Source organism: Streptomyces pilosus (genome assembly GCF_014649835.1).
Taxonomy (GTDB): domain Bacteria; phylum Actinomycetota; class Actinomycetes; order Streptomycetales; family Streptomycetaceae; genus Streptomyces; species Streptomyces pilosus.
Genome location: NZ_BMTU01000002.1, coordinates 16194 through 32541 on the forward strand (window position 1 = coordinate 16194; position 16348 = coordinate 32541).

Annotated in this window: 15 protein-coding genes; 9 read left to right on the forward strand and 6 right to left on the reverse strand. The window is 72.8% G+C overall.

Features of this window, described 5'->3' with window-relative positions; translation table 11 throughout:
• Positions 1 to 22 precede the first annotated feature (22 nt).
• From IE118_RS05340 to IE118_RS05355, 4 genes are all read right to left on the reverse strand, one after another.
• Entirely contained in the window at positions 23 to 1117 is a 1095-nt protein-coding gene (locus tag IE118_RS05340; RefSeq protein WP_189556109.1) for an NAD(P)-dependent alcohol dehydrogenase, read from the reverse strand.
• A complete protein-coding gene (locus IE118_RS05345) occupies positions 1114 to 1617 on the reverse strand; it encodes a DUF4334 domain-containing protein (protein WP_189556110.1) in 504 nt (167 codons plus the stop codon). Before IE118_RS05345 ends, IE118_RS05340 begins: the two co-directional genes overlap by 4 nt.
• Before the next feature lie 212 nt (positions 1618 to 1829).
• Entirely contained in the window at positions 1830 to 2432 is a 603-nt protein-coding gene (locus IE118_RS05350) for a DUF6328 family protein (protein ID WP_189556111.1), read from the reverse strand.
• Between the two features lie 58 nt (positions 2433 to 2490).
• The gene (locus IE118_RS05355) at positions 2491 to 2799 is read right to left on the reverse strand and encodes a hypothetical protein (RefSeq protein ID WP_189556112.1); all 309 of its coding nucleotides are present in this window, start codon (positions 2797 to 2799) and stop codon (positions 2491 to 2493) included.
• Between the two features lie 350 nt (positions 2800 to 3149).
• Here IE118_RS05355 and IE118_RS05360 point away from each other — a divergent pair, with 350 nt between their 5' ends.
• Positions 3150 to 4565, forward strand: coding sequence for a DEAD/DEAH box helicase (locus IE118_RS05360; RefSeq protein WP_189556113.1), 1416 nt, complete (start codon positions 3150 to 3152; stop codon positions 4563 to 4565).
• 107 nt (positions 4566 to 4672) lie between these two features.
• Positions 4673 to 4915, forward strand: a complete 243-nt coding sequence (locus tag IE118_RS05365; RefSeq protein ID WP_189556114.1) for a DUF5302 domain-containing protein — start codon at positions 4673 to 4675, stop codon at positions 4913 to 4915.
• Between the two features lie 52 nt (positions 4916 to 4967).
• On the opposite strand, the gene IE118_RS05370 is transcribed toward IE118_RS05365, so the two are convergent.
• Entirely contained in the window at positions 4968 to 5651 is a 684-nt protein-coding gene (locus IE118_RS05370; protein WP_189556115.1) for a LysE family translocator, read from the reverse strand.
• 454 nt (positions 5652 to 6105) lie between these two features.
• On the opposite strand from IE118_RS05370, the gene IE118_RS05375 reads away from it, so the two are divergent.
• From IE118_RS05375 to IE118_RS05385, 3 genes are all read left to right on the forward strand, one after another.
• Positions 6106 to 6825 (forward strand): class I SAM-dependent DNA methyltransferase, encoded by a 720-nt coding sequence (locus IE118_RS05375; protein ID WP_189556116.1) that lies wholly within the window; start codon positions 6106 to 6108, stop codon positions 6823 to 6825.
• A gap of 325 nt (positions 6826 to 7150) precedes the next feature.
• The gene (locus IE118_RS05380) at positions 7151 to 9961 is read left to right on the forward strand and encodes a helix-turn-helix transcriptional regulator (protein WP_189556117.1); all 2811 of its coding nucleotides are present in this window, start codon (positions 7151 to 7153) and stop codon (positions 9959 to 9961) included.
• A 171-nt stretch (positions 9962 to 10132) separates the two neighbouring features.
• The gene (locus tag IE118_RS05385; RefSeq protein ID WP_189556118.1) at positions 10133 to 11050 is read left to right on the forward strand and encodes a proline iminopeptidase-family hydrolase; all 918 of its coding nucleotides are present in this window, start codon (positions 10133 to 10135) and stop codon (positions 11048 to 11050) included.
• Between the two features lie 96 nt (positions 11051 to 11146).
• Here IE118_RS05385 and IE118_RS05390 read toward each other — a convergent pair whose 3' ends face one another.
• The gene (locus tag IE118_RS05390; RefSeq protein WP_189556119.1) at positions 11147 to 11395 is read right to left on the reverse strand and encodes an acyl carrier protein; all 249 of its coding nucleotides are present in this window, start codon (positions 11393 to 11395) and stop codon (positions 11147 to 11149) included.
• Between the two features lie 181 nt (positions 11396 to 11576).
• On the opposite strand from IE118_RS05390, the gene IE118_RS05395 reads away from it, so the two are divergent.
• From IE118_RS05395 to IE118_RS05410, 4 genes are read left to right on the forward strand one after another with little or no spacing between them, the layout of a single operon-like run.
• Positions 11577 to 13124 (forward strand): AMP-binding protein, encoded by a 1548-nt coding sequence (locus IE118_RS05395; protein ID WP_189556120.1) that lies wholly within the window; start codon positions 11577 to 11579, stop codon positions 13122 to 13124.
• Positions 13121 to 14428, forward strand: a complete 1308-nt coding sequence (locus IE118_RS05400; RefSeq protein ID WP_189556121.1) for a type III PLP-dependent enzyme domain-containing protein — start codon at positions 13121 to 13123, stop codon at positions 14426 to 14428. The genes IE118_RS05395 and IE118_RS05400 overlap by 4 nt, the downstream gene beginning before the upstream one ends.
• Complete coding sequence (locus IE118_RS05405; RefSeq protein ID WP_189556122.1) at positions 14425 to 14934, forward strand: cobalamin B12-binding domain-containing protein; 510 nt, start codon at positions 14425 to 14427, stop codon at positions 14932 to 14934. The genes IE118_RS05400 and IE118_RS05405 overlap by 4 nt, the downstream gene beginning before the upstream one ends.
• The gene (locus IE118_RS05410; protein ID WP_189556123.1) at positions 14931 to 16346 is read left to right on the forward strand and encodes a methylaspartate mutase; all 1416 of its coding nucleotides are present in this window, start codon (positions 14931 to 14933) and stop codon (positions 16344 to 16346) included. Before IE118_RS05405 ends, IE118_RS05410 begins: the two co-directional genes overlap by 4 nt.
• Positions 16347 to 16348 lie beyond the last annotated feature (2 nt).

Here is a 16348-nt window from a genome sequence, read left to right on the forward strand (position 1 = left end):
CCCGGGGGAGGTGACGGCGGGATCACCGGGCAAAGGTGAGGACCGGCTTGACCACGCTGCCGTCCTCCATGGCGGCCACGGCGGCGCCGATCTCCTCGAACGGAAACGTGGTGACCAGCCGCTCCAGGGGGAACAGGCCACGCCGGTACAGCCCGATCAGCTCGGGGACGAAGCGGCCGGGATCGGAGTCCCCCTCGAGCACCCCGTGGACGCGGACACCCTTGGCGAGCAGGCCCATCACGTCGAACGTCACCTCGCCGCCCAGGCCGAGCAGGGCGACGTCACCGCGCGGACGCAGGGCGCCGACGGCCCTGCGGGCCATCTCCGGACGGCCGGTGGTCTCGACGACGTGGTGCGCGCCACCGCCGGTCAGGTCCCGCAGCGCCGCCACCAGACCGTCCCCGGGAGCCAGCGCGGCCGTGGCGCCGAGCCCGGTGGCGAGGGCGCGGCGTGAGGCGACCGGATCGACGGCCACCACCGGGTCGCAGCCCGCGGCCACCGCCGCCATCAGGGCGCTCAGCCCGACCCCGCCCGCGCCCATGACGACCAGCGAGGAGCCCGGCGCGGGACGCAGCCGGTTGAGCACGGTGCCCGCGCCCGTCTGACCGCTGCAGCCCAGTGGCGCGGCGACCGCGGCCGGCAGGCCGGAGGGCACGGCGATCACGCCGCGCTGGTGGACGACGGCGTGCGTGGCGAAGCTGGACTGGCCGAAGAAGCCGGCGTGCAGGGGTTCACCGCCCAGGGAGAGGGCCGTGGTGCCGTCGGGCCGTCCCCCGGAGAAGTTCAGGGCGTGCGCGGCGTGGCAGTAGGCCGGGTGGTCCGCCGCGCACTGCTCGCAGACCCCGCAACTGGCGAAGGTGAGACAGACGTGGTCCCCCGGTGCGACGGCGGTCACCTCGGCGCCCACCGCCTCCACCCTCCCGGCGCCCTCGTGACCGAAGACCATCGGGGTGAGCCGGCGGGGCCAGGTGTCCCGCATCCCCAGGTCGGTGTGACAGATGCCGGCCGCGGTCATCCGCACCAGGACCTCGCACGCCCGGGGTTCCTCCAGATCCACGTCCCGGACGGTGAACGGGGCGCCCGGTGCCCCTGCGACAGCGGCCCGGACACGCCTCACGAATCCTCTCCGGAGCGGGCCTGCGGCGCCCCGGTGACGCGCTCGAGGAAGAAGTAGTAGAACGGGCCCTCCGGCGGAACGCCCTTGGCGTTCATGATGCCCATCAGCGTGGTCCCGTCGACCCGCTTGAAGTGGTCGAGGACGGGCTGGCCGTCGTAGACCATCGTGGCCGTCGTCTCGCCGCGGAACTCGACGGTCCACAGACTGGCCTCGCCCTTGCCGAGTTCGCGGTTCGAGTACAGCTCGCCCTTCGCGTCCCGGCACATCAGCGGCTGGACGTCGTCCACGGCGGCGAACGTCTTGCCGTACCAGTCGACCTTCGCCAGCGCGCCGTTGAGGGGGTGCCCGGTGGCGAACTCGCCGCCCTTCCACTCACCGAGGATCTCCTCGGGCCGGACGGTGGTCAACGCCGCCCAGACGTCGTCCAGTTCGGAAGGATCGACCGGGCCGTCCTGCTCCCGGAGCCGGCTGAACCGCTCGCGGGCCTCGAGCACGTCCATGCGGAGAATCCTCTCGTCGGTGCGGGACACGGGACGCCGTCGTCCTTAGCGGACGTTCAGGAGGATCCCGTCGCAGGCCCCTCCCGCGGGCCACTCTCCCGGTGCGCAGCCCAGAAGACAAGGGTGGGGTGGGGAGTTCACCGTCCGAATCCTCCTGTCGGGCTCCCTAGTGAACGCTCAGTAAGCGATCCACGCGGGGGAGCTCCCGGCGTTCAGGACCGCTGTCCCGCGTCGGCGTCGGTGTCGGTGTCGGCGTCCGCGGTACCGCGACGGGCGGCGCGGCGCCGCAGCACGAGCGGCAGGGCGTACCAGCACAGTCCGAACCACAGCATGACCGCGCCCGCGAGTATCTCGGCGAGGACCCCGGGGATCACGACGCGCAGGATCAGCAGGAGCGTGCAGCCGATGGTCAGCGCGAGGAGGACCATGCCGCACATCATCAGGCGTCCGGCGGCCTCCACCAGGTCGTCCTTCATCCGCTGGCCGGACAGGAAGCGGTGGATGGAGACCGGGGCTATGAGGGAGCCCGTGGCCGACGCGCCGAGCACCACGGTGATGACGTAGACGACCCGGTCGAACGTCCCCAGCTCCCGGAACAACGGGGTGAAGGCCACGCTGAGCAGGAAGCCGAAGAGGATCTGCACGCCCGTCTGCGTGACCCTCGTCTCCTGCAGGATCTCGTTCCAGCGCCGGTTGACCCGCTCGCGCGGCGTCTCGGGGTCCTCGTCACGGTGTTCCGGTCTGTGCTTGTCGTCATGTGCGCAGCAGGCGGTGTCATTTCCCGCCGTGCCGGCCGGCTGCTCCGTCATGGTCATGGCGTCCTCCCGAATCCCAGGCAGACCGCTTGCCCCGTGCGGGGCACTTGCATGCAGGTCACGGCCGGGGGTTCGTACGGCGCCACCGGGGACGGGCGTCGCCGCCGCGGCGTCCCGCGACCGAGGCGCAGCGAGGGCACAGCCGCTGGACACGGTCCGCGGCTCCGCCGGATTCGGGAAGGACGTCCTGCCAGACCACATGAGGGAAGCGGATCAGTTGCGAACGGCTCAGCGACAGTCCGCACACGGTCTGGTTCAGGCCGGGTTCCCAGGCGTGCGCCTCGCCCGCCGGCAGCCGGCGGCGCCCCTCCTCGTGGTCCGTCCACTGACCGCCGGCGGCCACGGCGTACTTCTTCACACGTGCCATGGGGTTCCACCTCCTGGTCGTCCGTGGTACCCGCACCGCCGGGCGCCACTCGGGCCCGGGCGGCCTGCGACCTCGGCCTCCAGCGGTTCCAGCCGGCCGTGCTCCCGCTCGGAGTGGGCGGGACAGCGGACGGACCGGCGCTGCGCCTCCGCGTCGCGCGCCGTGAGCGTCTCCGTGACGGCGCACGTACCGGATGTCGAGATGTCGACACTTGGTCCTGAGCCGCGTGCTAGTCTCATGCGTTTGCGTGGTCGTCGCGGTGGGGTCTCTTCCTGTCCGGTTCCGCCTGGAGGCGGGCCGGCCGACCCTGCCGGGCCTTCCTCGGTACGTTCTCTCGCGGAAGGCTCTCCATGACGCACCCCGATGACTCCACCACCACCCACGGCACCCCCGCCGGACCCGAGGCCACGAACCCGGCGCTGCCTCCGGCCGCTTCCTTCGCGGACCTGGCCCTGCCGGCGGCGGTGCTGCGGACGCTGAGCGGCCTCGGGGTGCGCGAACCCTTCCCGATCCAGGCCGCCACCCTGCCCGACGCCCTCGAGGGGCGCGACGTCCTGGGGCGCGGGCGTACCGGATCGGGGAAGACCCTCGCCTTCGGCCTGCCGCTGCTGGCCCGTACGGCCGGGCGGCGTGCCGAACCGAAGCAGCCGCTCGCCCTGGTCCTCGTGCCCACACGGGAACTGGCCCAGCAGGTCAGCGCGGCACTGACGCCGTACGCCGAAACACTGCGGCTGCGGACGGTCACGGTCGTCGGCGGCATGTCGATCGGCCGTCAGGCCGCCGCGCTGCGCCAGGGCGCCGAGGTGGTCGTCGCCACCCCCGGACGCCTGCACGACCTGGTCGAACGCAACGCCTGCCGCCTGGGACGGGTCAGGATCACCGTGCTCGACGAGGCCGACCAGATGTGCGACCTGGGTTTCCTGCCGCAGGTCGTCGAGGTGCTCGACCAGGTCGCCCCCGACGGTCAGCGGATGCTGTTCTCGGCCACCCTGGACCGCGACGTCGACGGGTTGGTCCGCCGGTACCTCCACGACCCCGTCGTGCACGCGGCCGAGGAGCCCCGGGGCACGGTCTCCACGATGGAGCACCACGTCCTGGTCGTCCACGGCCCCGACCGCTACGCCGTCACCACGGAGATCGCCGCCCGTGACGGGCGCGTCCTGATGTTCCTCGACACCAAGCACGCCGTGGACCGGCTCACCGGTCATCTGCGGGCCAGTGGTGTGCACGCCGCGGCCCTGCACAGCGGCAAGTCCCAGCCGCAACGCACGCGGACCCTGGCGCAGTTCAGGAACGGCCAGGTGACCGTGCTGGTGGCGACCAACGTCGCCGCCCGCGGGCTGCACGTCGACGACCTCGACCTCGTGGTCAACGTCGACCCGCCCACCGACCCCAAGGACTACGTGCACCGGGCGGGCCGCACGGCTCGCGCCGGTGCGTCCGGCCGCGTGGTCACGCTGGTGCCGGCGGACCTGCGCCGCGAGACGAGCCGGATGCTGGCCGATGCCGGCATCGAGGCGACCGTCACCAAGGTGCGGTCGGGCGAGGCCGAGCTGAGCCGGATCACCGGTGCCAGGACTCCCTCCGGCACGCCCCTCGACGGCGGGCCCGCCGCACCCCGGCCCAAGAACACCCACGCGCCCTTCCGCGGTCTCGGGACCACCAGGGGCACCCCCCGCGCCGCCGGGGGCACCTCCCGCAAGGCCGGCGAAGCGCGCAGGCTCGCCGAGGCCCGCCAGGCGGCCCGTGTACGTCGCGGCGGCTGAGGACCGTCCCCCGGGACACCCCGGAGGCGAAAGTCGGTGCCCCGCACCCCGCCCGGCATGACAAGCTGTGCCCGCCCACTCCCGAACCCCGAACCCAGGAGGTCACCATGACCGCAGAGCCCACCCCCGCCGAAGGTTCGGAGCCCGCTTCCTCCGAGACGTCCCCGCTCACGCCGGACACCGACGGCAACTACGACCTCAAGCGCAAGTTCCGTGAGGCACTGGCGCGCAAGCGCGGTGCGCAGGCGGAGGCGGCCGACGCGGCCGCCAACCCGAACGCGTCGAAGGTCCGTGCGGCGCACGGACCGGCCGGGCAGCAGAGGTCGTTCCGGCGCAAGAGCGGCGGCTGAGCCGTCCGGTCGCGCGGTCCGGGGTGCGGCCCGGCCCGCGGGCCCTCGCCCGTCACGCGACCGTGGCCACGCCGATGCCCATGGCGATGAACAGCCAGCCGGTGGTCAGTTCCCAGCGGTGGCGGATCGCCGGCCGGGCCAGCAGGGCGCGCAGGCGGGCGGCCACGGTCACCAGGGCGAACCAGTAGACGACGCCGACGGCGACGTCGAGGATGCCGAGGAAGAAGATCTGCGCGGCCATGGAGCCGCCGCCGTCCACGAACTGCGGCAGGACGCTGAGGAAGAACAGCGCGGCCTTGGGATTGAGCACGTTGGTGAGGAAGCCCTCGGTGAAGCCGGTCCGCCACCGGGTCCGGGCGGGCGCCCGGAGCGCCGGAGGGCCGGCCGGCCCGGCTGCCTCCGCCTCCGCCTCCGCCTCCGCCTCGGGGGAGGCCGTCCCCGTCCCGCTCCGCCGGGCGCGGGCGGCGAGGACCGCCCGGACGCCCAGGTAGACCAGATAGGCCGCTCCCGACAGTCTGATCGCGTCGTACACCATGGGGGAGCGGGTGGCGACCACCGACAGGCCCGCGGCGGCGGCGAGCATGTGCACGCACAACCCCGCCTGGGCGCCCAGCGCGGCGGCGCGGCCCTTCGAGGGGTGCTCGGCCGCCGACCTGACCACCACGAGGAAGTCGGGTCCGGGGACCAGGTAGGCCACCAGCACCACGCCGAGGAAACCGATCAGGTCGGCCGACATCCGCTCTCCGCTTCCCCTCCCCGGGCCCCGGCAGGGCGCGTTCACGTGGCAACGGCCGCCCCACGGCCCCGGGGTGGAACTCTCCGACCTCGAACACCGTTGGTTCGAGCAGTAGTCGGGTCGGCGGCCGGATTCCCTGGATCGAGGCGGCCAACCACGGCGCGAGGGACGTGACGGGGGGAGGAGGGCGGAGGGGTACCGCGGGGCGTCCACCCGGGGCGGCTCGCGGAGGGCTCGTTCACCATGATCTCTTCGCTGAGGCGAATTCGCTCCGAGCACTCAAGATCCATCCGAAAATAAGTCTGACAATGTGACAACTTGAGCCTCGCGTGATACCCTGCACACCGGTGAAAAACCGACTGGCAGCTTGGCGGTTGTGCTTCGGGGGAAGCTGGCGAAAACGGCCGGTGCGCGCGGGCTTCTCCATGTTCTCAGTGAGACAAGGTGAGCAAGCTTGTATGACGACCAGTTCGCCGATGTATACGATCGGATCTACTGCGCCCTCTACGACTATGCCGACCATGCCGAGCTGATCGGGGGTCTGGCGCGGCAGCATGTCGAGAGTCCCGTGAGTCTGCTGGACGTGGGGTGCGGCACGGGCGAACATTTGCGGTACCTCGCCAAACAATTCTCGGTGACCGGCGTGGATCTCTCGGAATCCATGGTCCGGTTGGCCCGCCGAAAGCTCGGGGACATCGCCGTTCATCAGGCCGACATGCGGGATTTCGATCTCGGCCGGACCTTCGACGTCGTGTGTTCGATGTACAGCTCGGTCGGATACCTGGGCGGCCCCGGGGAACTGCGCGCGGCGGTGGCGCGCATGGCCGCCCACATGGCCCCCGGCGGGGTGCTCGTCGTCGAACCCTGGATCCTCCGCGAGAAGTGGAACGGCGGTGTCCTGGCGCACGCCACGGTCGAGCACGAGGGCGTGACCATCTCCCGGATGGGGCACTGGCGCACCGAGGGCGACCGCTCCCAGGTGGACATGCACTACCTGGTCTCCGAGCCGGACGGCGTGCGCCACTTCGTCGACCACCAGGACCTCGCCCTGTACTCCCTGGAGGAGTACCAGGACGCCTTCGCCCGGGCGGGCCTGGAGGCGCGGCTGCTGCCGGCGGGGCGTGCGGACCGGGGAGTCTTCGTGGCCGTCCGGGCCGGGGCGCAGAGCGGCTGACCCTCTCTTTCTCCCAGCATGCCGTGGGCGGATCCGGACCGCCGGGTCCGCCCGTGGGGGAGGCGTGCCCGTCGGCGGAGGAAGTCGGTGAACGCTGATTTCCCGGTGCCACGAAATCCCTTTTGCAAAACCTTGACGGAACGCTTGCGATTGGTAGAGCATCACGGTGTGTCACCGCAGTGCGGGGGTGCAATTACCGGCCGACGGGGTGTGCCGGCTTGCGCGCAAATCGAGAAGTGCGGGTGACCGGGTAGTTTGACCGCCGGGGCGAGTTGTGTCATGCACAGGGGAAACTCGCGGTCAACAGGGGGACCACGGGAGAGAGATGTTGGTCGAACGTGTACGCATAATTTCCGAACTGAGTGAACTCATACGGTGCGTCCACAGTGGCCGGGGCGGCGTTGCCGTCATTACCGGACCTGCCGCCGTAGGAAAAACCGAACTGACCCATGCGCTGGCGGAGACAGCCGAAGAAGGCGATCTCACCGTTTTGCGGGCGCGCATGTATATGCCCGGCGGTCAGGGGCGCCGGGATTTATTCGAGCAGCTCACCGACATGCTGCACCGGGAACCGCGGCGGAGTGCCGGTGCGTTCCCGGGTGAAAAGCACGGAACCGCCGCCGACGACGCGTATACGGTCGCCGGCCGCTCCACCGCGGGGAGCCCGGTGCTGGCCGCCGAGGAGATCGCCCGGTACTCCCACCGGAATCCGCTGCTCATCGTGATCGACGACCTGCACCACGCCGATCCCGACTCCCTCGACGGCATCCTCCACCTGGTCCGGATCTGCCGCACCGCCCGCATCATGATGGTACTCGTGGCATCCGACTGCTCCTACGAGCAAATGCCCTTCTTCCACGCGGAGTTGCTCCGCGCGCCGCACTACCGGCGAGTACGTCTGCGCCCGTTGTCCCGCGTCGGGGTCGGAGAGGTCGTGGCGGAAAGTCTGGGCCCCGAGGTCGCCGAGCGGACCGCCGCCGACTACTACCGCTACAGCGGCGGCAATCCGCTGGCGCTGCGAGCCCTCATCCAGGAATGGTCCTCCAGCCGGTTCACCGACGAGACCGGCTCCGAGACCGGCAGAGGCGGCGTCCTCGCACCCGGCCAGGTCTCGGCGCTGGCCGTCTTCACCTCCCTGCACCGCAGTGGCCCGCAGGCCATGGCCGTGGCCCGCGGCATCGCCCTCCTGGGCCCCGCCGCCGGTCTCGACCTGCTGTGCCAGCTGCTGCGGAGCACATCCGAGGACGTCACCCGGCACCTCCAGGACCTGGAGGCGGCCGGCGTACTCAGCGGATTCCGCTTCCGTCACCCGGGAGTCGCCCAAGTCGTCCTCACGGACCCGGAGTTCCACGAACTCCGGGAGCTGCACCACGCGGCGGCCGCCCTGCTGGAGGCGGACGGACACAGCTCCCTGCGGGTGGCCCGGCACCTGATCGCGGCCGACATCGTTGCCGAGTCCTGGACCATCGCCGTGCTGCGCGAGTCGGCCCGCGAGGCAGCCGGCCGCAACGACTGGGACTTCGCCCTCAAGTGCCTCCGGCTGGCGCTGCGCGGCGCCCTCACCGACGAGGAGAGAGGCCTCGTCGTCAGCGAGTTCCTCCGCGTCGGATGGCGGCAGAACCCCGCCCGGGTCACCAAGTACTTCCAGGAGTGCTTCGAGCTCCAGCAGAAGGGCCACGTCCCGGACAGCGAGACGCTCACCCTGCTCACGATCTTCCTGTGGCACGGCCACGTCGAGGACGCGGTGACCATGCTGCTGGACGTGGCCGAACGGTGCGTCGACGGCCCGCTGCGCACCGACATCCAGAACTTCCTCGACTGGGCCCGGCTCAGCCACCCGGGCTTGCTGCACCGGATCCGCCGGGCCGACGGGCACCTGCTGGACCGCCTCCTGGAGACCTCCTCCGCCGCGCTGCGCCCGCTCACCTCCCTGTCCCTGGCCCTGTGCGAGACGGGCCACGCCAACGTCGGCGCCACCGCCCAGGAGGTGCTGGACGACCGGCGGCTGACCGGGGACACCGCGGGCCCCGTTCTCCAGTCCCTGCTCTACGCGGGCGAGCTGGGTCCGGCCGAACGCTGGGCCGCCCGGGTCGTCCAGGACACCGAGTGGCTCACCACCCCGCTGTCCCGTGGCCTGCACCAGGCCGTCTGCGCCGAGATCGCCCGTCGGCGCGGTGATCTGCCGGCGGCCCAGCAACTCGCCGAACGGGCCCTCGCGCACATGGCCCCGCGCGCCTGGGGAGTCGCTCTCGGACTGCCCCTGAGCGTCCTGGTCGCCGTGCACACCGCACGGGGCAACACCGAGCGCGCCGCGGAGCACCTGTCGTGGAGCGTGCACCCGGAGATGTACCAGACGCTGTACGGCCTCCAGTACCTCCACGCCCGGGGCCGCCACCACCTGGCCGTCGGCCAGTACACGGCCGCCCAGCGGGACTTCCGCTCCTGCGAGGAACGCGTGCGCTCCTGGGGCCTCGCTCCACCCGTCCTCGCCCCCTGGCGGCTGGGCCAGGCCGAGGCGGCCCTGGCCCTCGGCGACCGGGGCGAGGCCCGCCGGCTCACCGAGAGCGAGCTGAACCAGGCCCGCGGCCGCCACGCGCAGCAGCGCGGCGCGCACCTGCGCGTGTACGCGCGGCTGGTGGACCGCAGCCGCCGCCGCGACGTGCTCACCGACGCGGCCGAGCTGGTCGCCGGCGGGCGCGACCGGTACCAGCACTTCCTGGTACTGACCGACCTCAGCCGGGCGCACCAGGAGGCCGACGACACCGCGAGGGCGCGCGTCACCGGCCAGCAGGCCTGGCACAGCGCGGTGCGCTGCGGTGCCGAGCGCCTGGCCCGGACACTCCTGCCGGAGAGCGCCGTCACCACCGGCGAGGAGGCGGCGGTCGTCCCCGACCAGCGGCTGAACACCGCCATGCTCAGCGAGGCCGAGCTGCGCGTGGCGGAACTGGCCGCGGCCGGTGAGACCAACCGGGAGATCTCCGCGAAACTGTTCATCACCGTCAGCACCGTGGAGCAGCACCTCACCCGCGTCTACCGCAAGCTCCGCCTGTCCGGCCGCGCGGAACTGCGTGCCTGCCTGGCCACCGGATCCGGAGTCGGCGCGGGAGTGCCCGAGCACTGCACGCCGAGCGGCTGACCGCACACGCCGGGGCCCGGCCCGCCGGGGTAGGGGGCCGGAGCGCCGGTTAGGGGTTGGCCGCCGTCCGGCACCGTGCGTAGCGTCCCCCATGCCCGGTGAGGGCCGCCGCCGTCGGCCGCGCGGTCCGACGCCCGCCCGGCCAAGCCACCACTGCAGAGGTGATCGACCATGGCAACCGCTCCCGGCCTCGCCGCACCCAGCGCCAAGGGGCAGCTGTCCTTCGGCGAGTGGCACACCTGGTACCGGGTCACCGGCGACCCGGGCAGCGGCCGCCCGGCCCTGGTGGTCGTCCACGGCGGTCCCGGATCCACCCACGACTACCTGCTGCGGATCGCCGAACTGGCCGAGGACGGCTGGCCGGTCGTCCACTACGACCAGCTCGGCAACGGCGGCTCCACCCACCTGCCGGAGAAGGGCGCCGACTTCTGGACCGTACGGCTCTTCCAGGACGAGCTCGACAACCTCCTGAAGGGCCTGGGCATCGCCGACGACTACGTGCTCTTCGGCCACTCCTGGGGCGGGCTGCTGGCCGCCCGCCACGCCGCGGAACGCCCCGCGGGGCTGCGCGGCCTGGTCATCGCCAACTCCCCGGCCTCCTACCCGTTGTGGCTGCAGGAGATGAAGGTGCTGCGGGCCCAGCTCCCGCCGGGCACCGACGACACCCTGCGGCGCCACGAGGAGGCCGGCACCACCGACAGCGAGGAGTACCGGGAGGCCGTCAAGGTCTTCTACGCCCGCCATGTGTGCCGGCTGCGGCCGTGGCCGCGTGAGTTCATGGCCTCGTTCTACGAGATCGCCAACGATCCCACCGTCTACCACACCATGAACGGCCCCAACGAGTTCCATGTGATCGGGACCCTCAAGGACTGGTCGGTGGTGGAATACTGCTCCGCCATCGAAGTCCCCACCCTGCTCATCTCGGGTCGCCACGACGAGGCCACACCGGTGACGGTCAGGCCCTACGCCGAGCACATTCCTGATGTCCGATGGGAATTGTTCGAGGAATCCAGCCACCAACCGCACCTGGAGGAACCGGAACGTTTCCGGACGGTGCTCGGGGATTTCCTGAAGAGCGTCTCGGAATAACCGGCCCGGCGCACCGCCGGCGAACGGCCGGGACACGGACGGGGACCGGGCCGCACCCCCGCGGGGGTGCGGCCCGGTCCCCGTCCGTGTCCCGCCTCAGGCGGCCGACGCGTCGAGCTCGTGGAGGGTCAGCCACAGCCGCTCGGGCGTGGCGAACGTCGCCAGGGTCAGCGCCTCGTCGACGAACCGCAGGCCGTAGGCGCCTTCCAGGTCACTCAGCAACTCCACCGTGGCCAGCGAGTCCAGGCCCAGCTCCCGCAGCGCGGTGTTCGCGGTCAGCTCCTCGTCATCGCCCAGGAACGGCAGATGACGGCGCACGATCGCTTCGAACTTCTCGTCCCACATGGTGTCTCCGCATCCGAGAAATGGCTTGCTCTCATAGCAGTCCCGAACGCCCGCGGTGACAACCCTTATCACCGCCCTCTGGGGTCGGCTAGGGGTGTTTCGGCCGCCCTGGCCTCCTTACTGTTCCGACGAAGCGGAAACAGTGCGGTGCGAATACGCGCGGATGCGAAGCGGAGAGACCATGACGGAACTCGCGGTTTCAGAGACCGCCCCGGATTCCCCCGCGGCGGGGCCGTCTCTGGTGCATGAGTTGCTGGACGAGGCCGCGCGTGCCGTCCCCGACGGCACCGCCGTCCGCGACGCGGCGGGCGGCTGGACCTACCGCGAACTGGAGCGGACGAGCCGCGCGTTCGGCGCCTGGCTCGACGCGCGGGGGCTGCGGCACGGCGACCGCCTGGTCGTGCAGGCCCCCAGCCGCCGCGACCTGGTCGCCATGTTCTACGGCGCGGTCTCCCGCGGAGTCGTCTTCGTGCCGCTCAACCCCGGCATGAAGCCCTTCCACCTCCAGTCCGTGCTGGGCAACGCCGAGCCGGCCCTGGTGATCGGGTCGGGCCCGACCACACCGCGGCTGCGGGAGGTTTCCCCCGCCCCGGTCCACGACCTCGCCGAGATCTGGCCCGCCGTGACCGACCTCGCCGAACGGGAGGTGACCGCCCCGCCGGTCACCGTCCGCCCCGACGACATCGCCGTGCTGATCTACACCTCCGGGTCGACCGCCGCGCCCAAGGCCGTGATCTGCCCGCACGCCCAAGTCACCTTCGCCTCCCGGGCCATCGTGGACGCGCTCGGCTACCGCGCCGACGACGTGGTCTTCTGCCGCTTCCCCCTGTCCTGGGACTACGGCCTGTACAAGGTGCTGCTGACCTGCCTGGGCCGCGGCGAACTCGTGCTCGCCGACGAGGAGTCGGACCTGACGCTGCTCAACCGCATGCGGCAGACCGGCGCCACGGTGGTCCCGATCGTCCCGTCCCTGGCCCAGATGATCGTGGCCCTGGCCCGGCGCGCCCCGGACGCGCTGCCGCCGGTGCGGATGTTCACCAACACCGGAGCCGCCCTGCCGGCCCCCACCATCCGGGCCCTGCGGGACCTCTTCCCCGGCGTCCGGGTGGTCCGCCAGTTCGGCCAGACCGAGTGCAAGCGGGTCTCCGTCATGCCCCCCTCGCTGGACGAGAGCAGGCCGGAGTCGGTCGGGCTGCCGCTGCCCGGCACCAGGGTCCTGATCCTCGACGAGGACGGCCGCGAACTGCCTCCCGGCGGCGTCGGCGAGATCGTGGTCACCGGACCGCACGTGATGCCGGGCTACTGGCGCGACCCCGAGCAGACCGCCCGCTCCTTCCGCCGGGACCCGGCAACCGGCGAACCGCGGCTGCACACCGGCGACTACGGCAGCCGGGACGAGGACGGCTACCTCTACTTCGAGGGCCGGCGCGACGACATGTTCAAACGCAAGGGCATCCGCATGAGCACCGTCGAGATCGAGGCCGCCGCCATGGACGTCCCCGGCGTGCGGGCCGCGGCCGTCGTACCGCCCGCCGGCGGCGCCGACCTGGCCCTCGTGGTGGAGGCCGACGACCTGGAGGGGCCCGCCGTCCTGCGCGCCCTGGCCGGCCGGCTGGAGCCCGCCAAGGTCCCCGCCGTCTGCAGGGTGGTCGCCGCCATGCCGCTCACCGGCCACGGCAAGAACGCCCGGCACGAACTGGCCGCGCTCGTCCGGGAGGGGAACCGGTGACCGGCACCGTACCGAGCCCGCACGGCGCGCTCGTGGAGCGCTTCGGCACGCCGCTCTACGTGTACGACCTCGACGAGGTCACCGCGGCCCGCACCGAACTGCTGGCGGCCCTGCCCGACGCCGCCGTCCTGTACTACGCGCTCAAGGCCAACCCGCACCCCGACGTGGCCCGCACCCTGCGCGGCGACGACGGCAGGTGCCGCGCCGAGATCAGCTCCACCGGCGAACTCCACGCCGCCCTGGAAGCCGGCTTCGACCCCGCCCACTGCCTCTACACGGGACCCGGCAAGACCACCACCGAGATCGGCCACGCCCTCGACCTCGGAGTGCGCACCTTCTCCACCGACTCGGTCAGCGACGTACGCCGGGTCGGCCGCGCCGCCGCCGAACGCGGCGTCACCGCCGGATGCGTCCTGCGGGTCAACGCCGTCAACACCGACACCGGCGGCGCCACCACCGGCATCCGCATGACCGGGCGGCCCAGCCAGTTCGGCTTCGACGCCGAGGACCTGCCCGCCGCCCTGCCCGAGCTGCGCCGCGTCGAGGGCGTCCGGCTGACCGGACTGCACTTCTTCCCGCTCAGCAACGCCAAGGACGAGGCGAACCTGGTCGGCGAGTTCCGGCACACCGTGACCGCGGCCGTCCGCCTCGCGGACGACCTCGGACTGCCGCTGGAACTGCTCGACCTCGGCGGCGGGTTCGCCGCGCCCTACGGCACGCCCGGCACCCGTGACAGCTACCCCGGCCTGCGCGCGGAGCTGGAGGCCATGCTCGACGCCGCCCTGCCGCGCTGGCGCACGGGCAGCCCGGTGATCGCCTTCGAGTCCGGCCGCTACCTCACCTCCTGCGCCGGCACCCTGCTGCTGGGTGTCACCAACGTCAAGACGGGGCGCGGCCGCACCCACGTGATCCTCGACGGCGGCATCAACGTGTTCGGCGGCATGTCCGGCCTGGGCCGGCTGCTGCCCACCCACGTCGAGCCCGCCGCCACCACGGCACCCGCCGACGGCCCCGCGGTGACCGCCCGCCTGGTCGGCCCGCTGTGCACACCCGGCGACGTCCTCAGCCGCGACCTGCCCGGACCCGCACTGCGGGCCGACGACGTGGTCACGGTCCCCAACACCGGCGCCTACGGGCCCACGGCCAGTCTGCTGGCGTTCCTCGGCCGGCCCGCGCCCGCCGAGGTCGCCCTGCGCGGCGGGGGCATCGTCTCCGCCACCCGCATCGACTACCGGCGCGTGCCCGTGGACGACGCCGGCGGCCCGGTCCCCGCCGGCCCGACCGCCCAGGAGCCCGCCCCGTGAACCAGCTCTCCGGCACCCGGCCCGGCACCGGGGACCCGCGCCCCCTCGACACCGCGAGCACGGTCGTCGTCACCGGCGTGGAGTCCGACTCCCACACCTGGAACCTCGTCTTCCTCCAGCTGCTCCTGGAGGAGAGGGGCCACCGGGTGATCAACCTCGGCCCCTGCGTGCCCGTCGCGCAGCTGGTCTCCGCGTGCCTGCGCCACGACCCGGCACTGGTCGTGGTGAGCAGCGTCAACGGCCACGGCCACGTCGACGGGCTGCACCTGGCCCGCACCCTGCGCGCCCACCCCGGACTCGCCGCCCTGCCGATGGTCATCGGCGGGAAACTCGGCGTGTCCGCCTCCGCCGCCGAGCGCGGCCGGCAGGCGGCGGACCTGCTGGAGGCCGGCTTCGACGCCGTCTTCGACGACGGCCGTGAGGAAGACCTGCGCCACTACCTGGACTCGGCCCGGCCCGCGCCCGCCCTCACCGGGGCCCGGTCCGGAGCCCCGGGCACGCCTTGACCGCCGACCGCCGGCCCGCGCCCCGTCCGGGCCCGCCCGCGCGCCCGGACGGCGGTGCCGCGGACGCCGGGGACTTCGGGGCCTTCGTACGGCGGGAGGGCGGAGCCGGGCGTCTCGTCGTCCAGCCCCGCATGGGCTTCGACGACCCCGGCCGGATGCGCGCCGGACTCGCCGCCACCAAGGCCGCCCGCGCGGTCACCGTGGGCACCGTGACGCTGGACAGCTACACGCGGCTCGGGAAGAGCGAGGCCCTCGCCGACGCCCTCGCCGAGGGCCGCGAACTCAACGGCTACCCGATCACCGCCCACCCCCCGGCCGTCACCGCCCGGATGCTGGCGGGCATCCGCGACCGCACCTTCCCGGTACAGGTCCGCCACGGCTCCGCCGTCCCGCAGCACATCTTCGCCACCCTCATCGACCAGCGCCTCGACGCCAGCGAGGGCGGCCCGGTCTCCTACTGCCTGCCCTACGGCCGCACCCCGCTCGCGGACTCGGTGCGCAACTGGGCCGAGGGCGTACGCCGCTTCGCCGCCCTGCGCGAGCTGGGCAGGGAGCCCCACCTGGAGTCCTTCGGCGGCTGCCTGCTCGGCCAGCTGTGCCCGCCCAGCCTGCTCGTCGCCGTGTCGGTGCTGGAGGCGCTGTTCTTCCACCGGCACGGCGTGCGCGACGTCTCCGTCAGCTACGCCCAGCAGACCGACCCGGCACAGGACCGGGAGGCGGTGGCCGCGCTGCGCCGCCTGTGCACCGAACTGCTGCCCACCCCCACCTGGCACGTGGTGGTCTACGCCTACATGGGGCTGTACCCGGTCACCGAGCACGGCGCCTACGGACTGCTGTCCGACGCCGCCGAGCTGGCCGTGCACAGCGGCGCCGAACGGCTGATCGTCAAGACGGTCGCGGAGTCCCGCCGCATCCCCACCATCGAGGAGAACGTCGCCGCCCTGGAGGCCGCGGCCCGCTCGGCGCACAGCGCCGCGGAGGGAGCCGCACCCCCCACCCGGCAGGAGGCGGCCGCCGCGGACAGCGAGACCTACGAGGAGGCCGCCGCCCTGGTCGAGGCGGTGCTCGACCTGCACCCCGACCCCGGGGTCGCGCTGGCGAAGGCGTTCGAGCGCGGCTACCTCGACGTCCCCTGGTGCCTGCACCCCGACAACCGGGGTCGCACCCGCAGCTACATCGACGGCGACGGCCGGCTCCGCTGGGCCCACACCGGAGCGCTGCCGCTCGGCCGCTCCGCCTCCCGGCCGGCCCCCCTGCGCCGCATCGGCTCCGCCGACCTCCTCGCCGACCTGCACCACGTGCAGCGCCGCTACGACGCCGCCGGCGGCCGGCTCCCCGCCGCGGCAGGCGGGGCACCGCGGCCGAGGGAGATCACCGGGGATGGAAACAGCCCCCGGGTAAGCCATAATTGACG